We start from the raw sequence: 12847 nt of genomic DNA on the forward strand, positions 1-12847 counted from the left end.
CGGGGGGCGGGCTACTGGCCGAAGCCCGCTTCCGCGGCGCGGGCAACCGCCTCGCGCGCGGCCGCGAACAGCGCGCCCGACTTCGCTTCGCATTCCCGCTGTTCATAGGCCGGATCGGAATCGGCGACGATGCCGGCACCGGCCTGAACATGCATCACGCCGTCTTTCACCAGCGCGGTGCGTAGGACGATGCACGAGTCCATCGATCCATCGGGCGAGAAATAGCCGACGCCGCCGGCATAAGGCCCGCGCGTCTCCGGTTCCAGCTCGGCGATGATCTGGCAGGCGCGGACTTTCGGCGCGCCGCTCACCGTACCGGCAGGGAAGCCGGCGAACAGCGCGTCGATCGCATCCGCATCGTCGCGCAACCGGCCCACCACATTCGATACGATGTGCATGACGTGGCTGTAGAATTCCACCGTATAGCTGTCCGTCACGCGAACGCTGCCGGGGGCTGCCGCGCGGCCGACATCGTTGCGGCCCAGGTCGAGCAGCATCAGATGCTCGGCCCGCTCCTTGGGATCGGCGAGCAGCGACGTGCGGTTCGCCTCGTCTTCCGCGGCGGTGCGGCCACGCGGCCGCGTGCCGGCGATCGGCCGGATGGTGATTTCCCCGTCTCGCGCGCGCACCAGGATTTCGGGGCTCGATCCGGTCAGACTGAAGCCGGGCAGATCAAGATGGTAAAGGAACGGCGAGGGGTTGATCCGCCGTAGCGCCCGATAAAGCTCGAACGGCGGCAGCGTGAACGGCGTGGTGAAGCGCTGTGCCAGCACCACCTGGAAGATATCGCCCGCCGAGATGTATTCCTTCGCCGCGGCAACCATTTCGGCATAGCGACCGGCCGGCAGCACCGGCGTAGGCTCAATCGCGATCGGGTCGGCACGAACCGGCGCAGGCAGCGGCGCCCTGGCAAGCTGCGCGGAGACCGCGTCGATACGCTCGGCGGCGGTGTCCGGGTCCGATCCCGGCCACACCGGGGCGACGATGAACAGCGAGTCCGCCAGACGATCAAACACGAGCAGCACCGTCGGGCGCACGAAAATCATGTCGGGCACATCCACCGTGCTCTGGGCGGGGCGCGGCAGCGTTTCGACCAAGCCGATCGTCTCGTAGCTGAAATAGCCGACCAGGCAGGCGAGCGCGCGCGGCAGCGACTCCGGGACGTCCATCCTGCAATCGGCGACCAGCCCCCGCAGCGCCGCCAGCGGCGCATCGCCGGCATGCACGAACGCGGTGCGATCGGTGAGCCAGTTGCGGTTGATCTCGGCCCGTGTGCCGGTGGATCGAAACACGAGATCGGGGGCGAGCCCGATCAGGCTGTGCCGCCCTCGCACCGATCCGCCCTCGACCGATTCGAGCAGGAAATCCCCGCGACCGGGCTCGATCAGCTTCAGCGCGGCGGCGACCGGGGTTTCCGTATCGGCCAGCTGCTGACGCCAAACCAGCGCCGGGCGTCCGGCGGCCAGCGCGGCGCGGGCGGCGTCGATCTCCTGGATCACTGGCCGCCGGCGCCCTGGCGCTGGAGATCGGCGCGCAGGCGCGCAATCGCGTTTTCGTTGCGGCGGATCGTCACCGCCTTGGCGACCGCGGCGGAGAACTGCCGCTCATATTCCGCAGCGCCCAGCTGGTTCAGCGCGTTGCGCAGCGGCGCGATGGCGGCTGCATCGCCGGTGGCGTTGCCTGGCTGGATGGTGTCGACATAGACGACATAATAGCCTGCGCGGTTCGGCGCCTCGACCAGGCGGGCCGTCTTGGCCGGCATGTCGAATGCCATCTGCACGAAGTTCTCCTTGTCGCGCAGCTCGCTGCGCTTGAGGTCGAACGGCTTGGGCGCCGCGCCCTTGGTAACGCCCGCTTCGGCGAGCGCCTGCGCCATCGGAACGCCCTTTTGCAGCTTGGGCAGCATCGCGGTGGCGGCAGCGCGGGCCTTGGCCAGCGCCTGATCCAGCAGATAATCTGCCTTCACCTTTTCGGTGATCTGGGCGAGCGGGCGGGGGGCGGCGGGAACGATGCGCTCCAGCGACACCACGGCAAATCCGCCGTCCTCGCCGACCGGCACCACCTGCGGCTCGTCGCCGGCCTGTTCGAAGCCGAAGCCCGCCTTGGTGATCGCTGTGAGATTGGGATCGGCGGGCGTATCCGGGGTATCCGGGTTGGTGCCGGCAGCGGTGAGCGCGGGGGTGCTCGCGGCGGTCAGCTTGGCATCGCGGACCGCTTCTTCGAAGGTCTTGCCGTCGCCGATGCCGTCCTCGATCGACTGGCGCGTCTCGGCCAGCAGCGCAGCCAGCTTGCGCTTGCGCACTTCTTCGGTCAGCTCGCCGCGCACCTGATCCAGGCTTCGCGCGGCGGTGGTTTCCGTCTTGCTCACGCGATAGACGTACCAGCTGGCGCCGAGCCGCACCGGCCCCTGGACGGCATTGGCGGGAGCGGCGAATGCGGCGTCGGCGAACGGCGCCGAAACCTGCTTGGCTGCCGCTGCCTTGTCGACGGCGTCGAGCGTGCGGCTTTCCAGCCCGGCAGCCTGCGCAGCAGCGGCGATATCACCACCCTTGGCGGCATCGGCGATCTTGCGCGCGGCGCCTTGGTCGATCGCGGCGACGAGCTGGATCGTCCGCTTCTCCACCGCGGCGTAGCGATTTGCGTTCTTCTTATAGGCGTCGGCGATTTCCGCTTCGGTCGGCGCGGCCTGCGCCTGCAGCGCCTCGGGACGGGCGAGCGCGTAGCGAACGACGCGACGTTCCGGCACCAGATAGCGTGTGCGATTGCGGCCATAATAATCGGCCAGAGTCTTCTGGTCCGGATCGGCGCCGGGATCCATCGCCAGCGACTGGACGAAGCCGACCACGCCGGTGCGGCGTTCGAGCAGCATCGATGCATAGGGCAGCACCACGCCGTCGGGCGCGGCGGCGCGCATCGTCACCGGGCCGATCAGCCATGCGGCGTAGCGCTGGCTGGTGAGCGCATCGCGGAACTGGCCGGGCATGATCTGGTTCTGCGCCAGCAGGCTCTCGAACGTCTGTTGGCTGAACTTGCCGTCGATGCCGGCGAATTGCGGATTGTTGGCGATGATCGAATCGATCAGCCGCTTGCCAACGCGCATATCGCTTTCGTGCGCGAATTCCTGGATCGCGGCAGAGGTGATCGCGTCGGACACGGCGGCCTCGAACCCGCCTTGTGCCAGAAGCTGCGCCATCGTCACCGTCTGGCCCTGGGCCTGGGCGTTGCGGATCAGGCGATCGATCCGGTCGCGCACGTCCGCCTCGGTCACCTGGGTGCTGCCGACCTTCGCCAGCGTCGTGCTGCTCGCTCCCGTGACGGAGCTGCGCAGGCCGGTTACGTCGCCGGCCGTGAAGGCGAAGGCGAGCAGGCCGAGGAAGATGAACACGACCACCAGGCCGTAGCGCGACTTGGTGAACTTGCGGAAGGCGTTGAGCATGAAGAGCCGTTCGTTCGAGGATTTTTGCCACGCTTTAGGGTTCATCCCCAGGGACGGCAATGGCTGTGATTCCGCACGGCTCCGTCTTCGTTGCGGCTTCGCTGCGCCTGCGAACCATTGGTGCTTGTGCTGGGCGGACGCTTCGGTATCGGCAGTATGAAACGATAGGGGAGTGGAAAATGCGTCGGAAGCTGGTTGCTGGAAACTGGAAGATGCACGGCCTGCGCGGCCATATGGGCGAGATCGAGGCGATCGCCGCGGCAGCGTCGGCCCATCCCGAGGTCGATGTGCTGCTGTGCGTGCCCGCCACGCTGATCGCGCTGGCGAGCGAGGTGGCCGGTTCGCTTCCGATCGGCGCGCAGGACGTGCACGAGAACGATCTGGGCGCGCACACCGGCTGCGTTTCCGCGCCGATGCTGCTCGAAGCCGGTGCCAAGGTGGTGATCGTCGGCCATTCCGAACGCCGTGCCGACCAGCACGAGACCAGCCACGACGCTTGGGCCAAGGCTGCGGCGGCGCGTCGCCACGGTCTCGGGGTGATCTTGTGCTGCGGCGAAACCGAAGCCGAGCACGATGCCGGCCGGGCCGAGCGGATCGTTCAGTCGCAGATCGAGAAGTCGTTGCCGGACGGCGCCGGGCCGGACTGGCTGACCATCGCGTACGAGCCCCGCTGGGCGATCGGCACCGGCAAGACGCCGACGCTCGACGAAATCGCCACCATGCACGCCATTTTGCGTGCCAAGCTGCGCGGGATGATCGGCGATGCCGCCAGCAATATGCGCATCCTGTACGGCGGTTCCGTTACCGGCGCGAATGCGGCGTCGATCCTGGCGCTGGAGGATGTCGACGGCGCGCTCGTGGGCGGCGCCAGCCTGACCGCCGCCAAGTTCGTGCCGATCATCGAAGCCGCCGCGAAAATTGCGTAGGCGGAATTAACCCGTTGTCGGGAGGTTGGCGGTACAAGGCGGCATGCTTTCGCGGATGCGCCTTGTCCGGCCTGGACTGACAAAGCTGGATCGTGCCATTCTGACCGAGCAGTATCGCGTGCTCGGTCAGCAGATCCCGCTGATGTACGTGCTCGTCTTCATCGATGCGCTGTTTCTCGGCTTTGCGACTCACGGCACCGCATCGCCGCGATTGACGATCGGGGCGCCGCTACTGCTCGGGATCGCGGCGACGATTCGCACGGGACTTTGGATCACCCGCCGGCGCGATGCGCTGCCGTCGCTGCGGGCGATCCGGCGATACCTGACCGGCACCATCATCGCGGCGGCGGTGCTCAGCCTGGCGTTCGGCGGCTGGGCGCTGCTGCTATATGCCGAAGCGGATCTCGCGCGGCGCACCTGCATCGCGCTCTACATCTTTATCGGCGCGATCACCTGCTGCTACTGCCTGCAGACCTTTCCGGTGGCGGCACGGCTGGTGCTTTGCTGCGGGGCATTGCCGGTAACGCTATGCCTGCTCGCCTCGGGCGACTGGTTCCTGACCGGGCTGGCGATCGACATGCTGATCGTTTCCGGCGTGGTGCTGCGCATGTTCGAGACCGGCTATGCCGGCTTCGTCGAAGTGATCGCCTCCCGCGCGGACATGCTGGCCGAGCAGCGCCGGGCGCGGCTGGCGGAGCAGCGGGCGCATCAACTCGCCTATCACGATCCGCTGACTGGCCTGCCCAATCGCCGGGCACTTACCGAATATCTGCGCGTCGCCGAGCACCGCACCTTCGGGCTGATGCTGGTCGATCTGGATCGGTTCAAGTCGATCAATGACGTGCACGGGCATCCGGTCGGCGATCAGCTGCTGCGGGCGGTGGCCGGGCGGCTCAGCTGGGTCGTCGGCGATGCCGGCAAGAGCTATCGGCTGGGGGGGGACGAATTCGCCATCTCCATCCCCTTTTCCGCCGGCGATCCCGATCGCGTGCGCAGCGTGGCCCATGCGATCGTCCGCGAAGTCGGGCGCCCGTTCCTGATCGACGATCGAATGCACCATATCGGCGCCAGCGTCGGTATCGCGCTTTATCCGGACGATGGCGAGGACGCCAACACGTTGATGCGGCGGGCGGACGTCGCCCTCTACCAGGCCAAGGAAGCGGGCAAGGGCCGCTACTGCGCCTTTGCCGCGCAGATGGATGCGGAGATCCGCCGCCGGTCGAACATCGAGGCGGAGATGCGCGACGCCCTGATCGAAGGGCATTTCTATCCGCGCTACCAGCCGATCGTCGATCTGCGCACCGGCCATGTCCGCGGCTTCGAACTGCTCGCCCGCTGGCGCCGCGAACAGGGCGAGATCGGCCCCGATCAGTTCATCCCGATCGCCGAGGAGTGCGGGCTGCTCAACAAGCTGATGCTCGATCTGCTTACCCGCGCCTGCGCCGACGCGCGCGAATGGCCGGCGGCAGTCGGCATCGCCATCAACATCTCGCCCGGGCAGCTGCGCGACACCTGGTTGAGCCACAAAATCCTGTCGGTGCTCGCGCGGACCGGCTTCCCGCCGCATCGACTGACCGTGGAGATCACCGAGAACGCGCTGATCGTCGATGCGGACAAGGCGCACCAGGCCATCGAGTCGCTCAAGAACCAGGGGGTGAAGCTCGCCCTCGACGATTTCGGCACCGGCTATGCATCGATCCAGCATCTGCGGATGCTGCCGTTCGACAAGATCAAGATCGATCGTTCCTTCGTCGACTCGCTCGGCGAGGACGCGGAAGCGCTGCGCATCGTGCGCGCTATCCTCGGCCTGGCCTCAACGCTCGATCTGCCGGTGGTGGCGGAAGGCGTGGAGACCGTCGACACGGCGGAGACGTTGCGCAACCTGGGCTGCGCCGAAGGGCAGGGCTATCTCTTCGGCCACCCGATGGACAAGGCCGAGGTCGAACAATGGCTCGCCGACGGCAAGGTGCCGCCGGCGGCCGAGCAGTTCATCCGCCGTATCGGTCTTTGAGCACCTTCCAGGTGGCGCGCAGGCTTACCGCCTCGGCGCCCTTGGGGCGGCCGGGCTTGGCGCTGCTGTTCCAGCAGAAGATGTCGAAATGCGCCCACTGCGCCTTGGCCGGCACGAATTCCTTGAGGAACAGCGCCGCGGTGATCGCGCCGCCGAACGGGCCCTCGGCCGCGTTGACCATGTCCGCCACGTCCGACTTCAGCAGATCCTTGTACGGATCGTAGAGCGGCATCCGCCAGATCGGATCGGCCTCTTCCTCGCCCGCTGCCAGGATCTCGGCCGCCAGCGTATCGTCATTGGCGAACAGCGCCTGGAGGTCCGCGCCGAGCGCCACGCGCGCGGCACCGGTCAGCGTCGCGAAGTCGAACACCAGTTCCGGGTTCTTTTCCTCGGCCTTGGTCAGCGCATCGCCCAGGATCAGGCGGCCTTCGGCATCGGTGTTGCTGTTCTCGACGGTGATGCCCTTGCGCGAGGTCATCACGTCGCCGGGCCGGGTCGCCTCGCCGGAGATCGAGTTCTCGACGGCGGGGACGAGCATGTGCAACCGCACCGGCAGCTTGTTCTGCATGACCAGTTCGGCGAGCGCGAGCGCATGGGCGGCGCCGCCCATGTCCTTCTTCATCAGCCGCATGCCGCTGGCCGGCTTGATGTCGAGGCCGCCGCTGTCGAAGCACACGCCCTTGCCGATGATCGCGATGCGGGGATGTTCCGGGTTGCCCCATTCCAGCTCGATCAGGCGCGGCTCGCGGCCCACGCCGGCGGCCTTGCCGACCGCCCAGAGCATGCCATAGCCCTTTTCGAGCTCGTCGCCCTTCGCCACGGTGAAGGTGGCACCGTATGCCTTGGCCAGTTCCGCGCCCGCCTGTTCGAGATCGGCGGGGCTCATGTCATTGGCGCCGGTGTTGATCCGGTCGCGCAGCTTGAAGGTGACGGCGGCCATCGCCAGCGCCTCTTCCATTTTCACGGGATCGCCGGTGAGCAGCACCCGCGCACCCTGGGCCTTGGGATCGGGCTTGCGGTAGCGATCGAACTTGTACTGCGCGACCAGCCAGCCATAGATCGCCTTGCCGGGTTCGACGCCCTCGACGCGATAGCTTCCCTCCGGCAGCGTCTCGGCCAGCTTGGCTAGGCACCAGGGCGAAAGCTTCTCGACATTGGCGACCACGCTGACGACCGACCAGTCTTCGGGTGCATCGCCGGGCAGGATGGCGCTCGAATATGCCGAGGCGCTCAGCTTCTGCGCCGCGGCGGCCGCGCGGTGGCGGGGCGGCTGCGCGGCGAGCCAGGCATCAAAGCCCTTGGCGTCGATCAGGTGGATGGTGCGAGCGGCCTGGCCGCGATCGGGCTGAACGAGCGTGTTTAGATCCGTCATGCTCCTGATCTAGGACGCCGGGCACCTTCCGCCTAGCCCGTCCGCCTGCCGAATTTTGAATTGTTACGGAACAATGCTGGCGCCGCTTGGGTTTGCCCGCTGTTCCTGACGCATTCGCCGGCCGCTTCCTTTTTGCGCGGGAGCCGACCGGCCGCGCCGCCCCGTTCGGGAGAGTCGGCCATGTCCGATCCACACACCGCCTTCGCCACCTTCTTCCGGCCGGGGTCACACCCCAGTTGGGCTGGATATCTCGTCGGCACCGTCCTTGCGTTGATCGGTCTGGTCCTGGCGATCGGCGGTGCGTGGTTGGCGGTGCTCGGCGGGTCGCTCTACTATCTGCTCGCCGGCATTGCGATGCTGGTGGCCGGGGTGCTGCTGGTGCGCGGGCGGCTGCTGGGCGGATGGCTGTACGTGGCCACCGTGGCGATCACCTTCCTGTGGACCTGGTGGGAAGTCGGCGCCGATGCCTGGGCGCAGGTGCCCCGCATCATCGCGCCCGTGGTGCTGCTGGTGCCCGTGCTGGTGGCGATGGCGACGCTCACCGTCCGGCGCAATCGCTGGCGCCTCGCTCTGGGAAGCGCGGCCGGTGCCGTGGTGCTGACCGCGATCGATCTCGCCGCCGCCGCGAGCGGCGGTCCCGCGACGATCGAGACTGCGCTCCCCGCGCCCGGAACGCAGGGGATGGCGGATCCGTCCGGGCAGCAGGCCGGTGCGGACTGGCCGAGCTATGGCGGCACCGGCAGCGCGCGCCGCTTCTCGCCCCTTGCGCAGATCAATGCGGCGAATGTCGGCAAGCTCGAGCGTGCCTGGATGATCCATACCGGTGACATGCCGAGTTCGCCGACGATCGCCAAAACCTATGGTGCGGAAAACACGCCGCTCAAGATCGGCGACAGCCTGTATCTGTGCACGCCGAAGAACATCCTGATCGCGCTCGATGCCGCCAATGGCGAGCAGCGCTGGCGTTATGATCCGAACGTGCCCGATCGCGCCATTCCCTACACGGCGGCCTGTCGCGGCGTGGTGTATTACGCCGTACCCGGGATGGCGGCGAACCAGGCTTGCGCGACGCGCATCATCGAAGGCACGCTCGACGCGCGGCTGATCGCGGTCGACGCGCGTACCGGCAAGCCCTGCGCCGATTTCGGCACGGCGGGTCAGGCCGATATCAAGCAGGGCATGGGCCGCGTGCCCTGGGGCTATGTCTCGATCAATTCGCCGCCCACGCTGGTGCGCGGCGTCCTCGTCGTCGGCCACCAGGTGCTGGACGGGCAGGATCGCTGGGCGCCTTCCGGCGTGATCCAGGGGTTCGATGCGCGCACCGGCAAGCTCCGCTGGGCGTGGGACATGATGCACCCCGAATGGAACGGCTATCCGCCCGCCGGGCAGGAATGGGCGCGCGGCACGCCCAACATGTGGACGATGGCGAGCGGCGACGAGCAGCTCGGCCTGGTCTATCTGCCGATGGGTAATGCCGCGGCGGACTATTATTCCAGCCTGCGCCGGCCCGAGGAGAACCGCTTCGCCACGTCTTTGGTCGCGCTGGACGTGACCACCGGCAAGCCGCGCTGGCGGTTCCAGGCGGTGCGCAAGGATGTGTGGGACTATGATTTCGGTGCGCAGGCGACGCTCGTCGACTACAAGGGCGTACCGGCGATGGTGCTGCCGTCCAAGCAGGGCGACATCTACATCCTCGATCGTCGCACCGGTCGCCCGCTGACGCCGGTCGGCGAGATCCGCGCCCCTTCGGGCGGCGTCGAGCCGGAGCAGCGCGCGGCGACTCAGCCGGTGTCGCTGTGGCATACGCTGCGCAAGCGTGACCTGACCGAACGCGACATGTGGGGCATGTCGCCCATCGACCAGATGGTCTGTCGCATCCAGTTTCGGAGCGCGAGCTACAAGGGCTTCTTCACGCCGCCCGAGGCCGATCGCCATTCGATCGAATATCCCGGCTATAATGGCGGCACCGATTGGGGCGGCGTGGCGGTGGATCCGCAGCGCGGGGTGATCGTCGCCAATTACAACGACATGCCCAACTATGTCCGGCTTGTCCCGCGCGCCGAGGCGAACAAGCGGGGCTGGGCACCGCGCGACCAGGCACGGGGCGCGGTAGGCGGGGCGGAAGGGGCAGGCGATCCGCAGGCGAACACGCCCTATGCGATCAATGTGAATGCCGGCTGGCGGGTGCCCTTCACCGGCATGCTCTGCAAAAAGCCCCCCTATGGCGGCATCCGCGCGATCGACATGGCGACGGGCAAGACGATTTGGGATCGCCCGCTGGGCGAAGCGCGCACCAACGGTCCGTTTGGCATTCCCTCGATGCTGCCGATCACCATCGGCACGCCGAACAACGGTGGATCGGTGGTCACGGCGGGCGGCCTGATCTTCGTTGCCGCCACGACCGACAATCTGATCCGCGCGATTGATCTGCGCACTGGCAAGACGCTGTGGAAGGACGTGCTGCCCGCAGGCGGCCAGGCGACGCCGATCACCTATGAGGTGAATGGCAGGCAATATCTGGTGATCTATGCCGGTGGGCATCACTTCATGGAAACGCCGATCGGTGACGAAGTGGTCGCCTATGCGCTGCCCGGCTGATCGGGGTGGCCGCGCCCCGGCTCAGCGCGCCGGGGCAGGCGGCAGCAGCTTCTTCCAGCGCGCGTCCACCCGCGCCTGCGCCGCGTCGCGTCGTACCTTCGTTACCAGCGAGATGCCGCGCAGATTGATGCTGTGTCCGCTCAGGAACCCGCCGGCGATGGTGTAGCCGACGTCATAGAGGGCCACGTCCTGGTGCGGCTCGCCATCGGCGAGAAATCGGGTGACGATCGCAACCGGCAAGCGATCGTCGCCGCGGCTATCGTCCGGCAGTTGCGCCTTCTCCCGCGCCTTCTTCAGCGCATGTTCGAACCAGCCCACTTCGATGCGGGGTTCGCCGGTGGTCTCGGCGGGCGGGATGCCCAGGCCGGTCGGGAACAGGATCGTCTGGCTCTGCACCGATTGCTCCCCGGTCGCCGGCTTCAGCGTCAGCGTGCGCTCGCCGCCGTCCGCCGCCACCAGCACCAGCGTCGCCGCCCGGGCCGAGGCCCGCTGTGCCGCCGTCGCCTGCTCGGCCTTGCTCTCGCGCCGATCGGACCAGCTGTTCCACAGCGTCAGCCCGGAAATCAGCACGGCGGCCACGCCCAGCACTTCGCCGAGCGTGATCCAGCGGCGGCGTACTGCTGCGGCTTCGGCACGCGCCTTGGCGCGGGCGACGGCATCGTCCTGGGGCGGGCTGGGGGGCGTATCGCTCACCCCCCAATCTCCACCATCTGGCACGTCCGCCGTCAAGCCGCCCGCCTTGTCTGCGTTTCCTTTGATCCCTATTTGTTCTCCTTGGTCGAGGTCGACCGCCGCTCTTTGAAATTGTCGGGATGCAGGTCTGCTCACGCGCGCGGGAGCCTAAACTTCATAAACTTTGGTCGTGCCGTCGCCGAAAACGTTCAACGGCCGCTCCACGTAGAGTCGTGCGCGAGCCTAAACTTCATAAACTTCGGCCGTTCCGCTGCCGAAATCGTTCAGTGGCCCAGTCGCGCAGATTCGCGCGGGAGCCTAAACTTCATAAACTTTGATCGTTCCGCTGCGAAAAACGTTCAACGCCGCCGCGTCAGCGTGGCATCACCAGGAACTGCTCGAACTTGCCCTCGGCGCCCGGCTCGGCATAGGTCACGGCGATCAGCTGCCGGTCCTTGTAGCGGATGCGGTAGTTGCGGTTGACGAAGCCGCCGCGCAGGCGGGCCTTGCCGATCGCCTCGAACGCCAGCGGCTCGCCCAGCGCGGACAGGCTGGCGCGATAATCGCCCAGCACGGTGTCGTCGAAGAAGTAGTTGGCGTCCTCGGTCATCAGGCTGCGGTTGGGCGTGCCGGCGCGGAGCTGGTCGAACAGCGTGCGGGCGAGCGCGTCGCGCTGCTGGTCCAGGCTGGGCGCGGCGGCCTGCTTGGCAACCGGCAGCAGCAGATCGGTAATGCCTTCGGCGATCGCGTCGTGCGCGCCGCCGAAATCCGCATTGACCAGCGAGACGACGGCGAACCGCGCCTCGGGGATCACGACGTTGCTGGACAGGAACCCGACCGCCTCGCCACCATGCGAGACCTCCTTCTTGCCGCCATGCTCCCCCAGCGACACACCAAGGCCGTAGCGCGTGGACGAGCCGTCGGCGAGCTTCACTTCGGTTTCCTGCGCATTCCAGTCCTCTGCGGGGAGCAGCCTGCGCTCGATCCGGGCGATGTCCCATTTGGCTAGGTCGGTTGCGCTCATCGCCAGCTGGCCGGCGGCCCAGAGCCAGCCGTCCGCCGCGGGCTTGGCGGGGCGGACGGGGCCGAGCGCATAGCGATGCGTTCCCTGGGGGAATCCCTTTCCGGTCGCCCGGTCCTGGTCGATCGCGTCCATGCCCAGCGGCTTGAAGATCTTCGCCCGCAGATAGTCGAGCAGCTTCTTGCCCGAGGCCTTCTCGATGATCATCCCGGCGACGACATAGCCGGTGTTTGAATATTGCCAGGCCGTGCCGGGGGCGAAGTCGAGCGGCTTCTTCGCCCAGCGGTCGACGATCTGCTGCGGCGTCACCGCCGTCTCCATCGCCTTGAAGCTATAGTCCTGCGGCCAGTAATCCTGCAGGCCGGCCGTGTGGCTGAGCAGCTGGCGGATGGTGATCTTGTCCGCATCGGTGACGTCGGGCACCCATTTGGCGACCTTGTCGTCCAGGCTCAGCTTGCCTTCCTCCTCCAGCAGCAGGATCGCCGCGGCGGTGAACTGCTTGGAAACGGATGCGATCTGGTATTTGGCGGCGACATCCGGGCCCTTTGCGATGCCGGGTCCCTGGTCGCCATAGGCCTTGGTGAACACGATCTTGCCGTCGCGCACGATCGCTACCGATGCAGAGGGCACCCCGCTGCTCTTCAGCGCATCGGCGACGATGGCGTCCACCTTGGCGGTCTGCTCCGCGGTAAGCTGCTGTGCGGCGGCAGGGGTGGCAATCAGCAGGGTGGCGGCAAAAGCGGAACGGAACATCGGGCCTCCGGAAATCATGCCGGAGGCTTAGCGCTGCACGCCCGTTGTGCCAACGGGC

At 67.3% G+C, this 12847-nt stretch carries 8 protein-coding genes; 3 read left to right on the forward strand and 5 right to left on the reverse strand.

All coding sequences use genetic code 11. The annotated features are described in order from the left end of the window. Positions 1 to 11: 11 nt before the first annotated feature. Both ACNFJ7_RS03085 and ACNFJ7_RS03090 read right to left on the reverse strand, forming a co-directional pair. Entirely contained in the window at positions 12 to 1499 is a 1488-nt protein-coding gene (locus ACNFJ7_RS03085) for an anthranilate synthase component I (protein ID WP_019371026.1), read from the reverse strand. Then, positions 1496 to 3481 carry a peptidylprolyl isomerase gene (locus ACNFJ7_RS03090; protein WP_019371027.1) on the reverse strand — a complete coding sequence of 662 codons (1986 nt, stop codon included), beginning with the start codon at positions 3479 to 3481 and terminating at the stop codon, positions 1496 to 1498. The genes ACNFJ7_RS03085 and ACNFJ7_RS03090 overlap by 4 nt, the downstream gene beginning before the upstream one ends. A gap of 134 nt (positions 3482 to 3615) precedes the next feature. Here ACNFJ7_RS03090 and tpiA point away from each other — a divergent pair, with 134 nt between their 5' ends. Next, a complete protein-coding gene (tpiA, locus tag ACNFJ7_RS03095) occupies positions 3616 to 4362 on the forward strand; it encodes a triose-phosphate isomerase (protein WP_019371028.1) in 747 nt (248 codons plus the stop codon). A gap of 43 nt (positions 4363 to 4405) precedes the next feature. After that, complete coding sequence (locus tag ACNFJ7_RS03100; RefSeq protein ID WP_019371029.1) at positions 4406 to 6373, forward strand: putative bifunctional diguanylate cyclase/phosphodiesterase; 1968 nt, start codon at positions 4406 to 4408, stop codon at positions 6371 to 6373. On the opposite strand, the gene ACNFJ7_RS03105 is transcribed toward ACNFJ7_RS03100, so the two are convergent. After that, positions 6351 to 7745, reverse strand: coding sequence for a leucyl aminopeptidase family protein (locus ACNFJ7_RS03105; protein ID WP_019371030.1), 1395 nt, complete (start codon positions 7743 to 7745; stop codon positions 6351 to 6353). The genes ACNFJ7_RS03100 and ACNFJ7_RS03105 overlap by 23 nt on opposite strands. Before the next feature lie 180 nt (positions 7746 to 7925). Between ACNFJ7_RS03105 and ACNFJ7_RS03110 the strand changes: the two genes are divergently transcribed. After that, complete coding sequence (locus tag ACNFJ7_RS03110) at positions 7926 to 10343, forward strand: membrane-bound PQQ-dependent dehydrogenase, glucose/quinate/shikimate family (RefSeq protein ID WP_019371031.1); 2418 nt, start codon at positions 7926 to 7928, stop codon at positions 10341 to 10343. 21 nt (positions 10344 to 10364) lie between these two features. On the opposite strand, the gene ACNFJ7_RS03115 is transcribed toward ACNFJ7_RS03110, so the two are convergent. Together ACNFJ7_RS03115 and ACNFJ7_RS03120 are read right to left on the reverse strand one after the other, a co-directional pair. Next, positions 10365 to 11036, reverse strand: a complete 672-nt coding sequence (locus ACNFJ7_RS03115) for a hypothetical protein (protein ID WP_019371032.1) — start codon at positions 11034 to 11036, stop codon at positions 10365 to 10367. 352 nt (positions 11037 to 11388) lie between these two features. Next, positions 11389 to 12789, reverse strand: coding sequence for a serine hydrolase domain-containing protein (locus ACNFJ7_RS03120; RefSeq protein ID WP_019371033.1), 1401 nt, complete (start codon positions 12787 to 12789; stop codon positions 11389 to 11391). Positions 12790 to 12847: the final 58 nt, after the last annotated feature.

Source organism: Sphingomonas sp. HT-1 (genome assembly GCF_048568905.1).
Taxonomy (GTDB): Bacteria; Pseudomonadota; Alphaproteobacteria; order Sphingomonadales; family Sphingomonadaceae; genus Sphingomonas.

What these genes read in the sequence shown, in the direction of transcription:
- ACNFJ7_RS03100 (WP_019371029.1), top strand. Translation starts at nt 4,406, where the DNA reads ATGCTTTCGCGGATGCGCCTTGTCCGGCCTGGACTGACAAAGCTGGAT.
- ACNFJ7_RS03120 (WP_019371033.1), bottom strand. Translation starts at nt 12,789, where the DNA reads ATGTTCCGTTCCGCTTTTGCCGCCACCCTGCTGATTGCCACCCCTGCC.
- tpiA (WP_019371028.1), top strand. Translation starts at nt 3,616, where the DNA reads ATGCGTCGGAAGCTGGTTGCTGGAAACTGGAAGATGCACGGCCTGCGC.
- ACNFJ7_RS03110 (WP_019371031.1), top strand. Translation starts at nt 7,926, where the DNA reads ATGTCCGATCCACACACCGCCTTCGCCACCTTCTTCCGGCCGGGGTCA.
- ACNFJ7_RS03105 (WP_019371030.1), bottom strand. Translation starts at nt 7,745, where the DNA reads ATGACGGATCTAAACACGCTCGTTCAGCCCGATCGCGGCCAGGCCGCT.
- ACNFJ7_RS03090 (WP_019371027.1), bottom strand. Translation starts at nt 3,481, where the DNA reads ATGAACCCTAAAGCGTGGCAAAAATCCTCGAACGAACGGCTCTTCATG.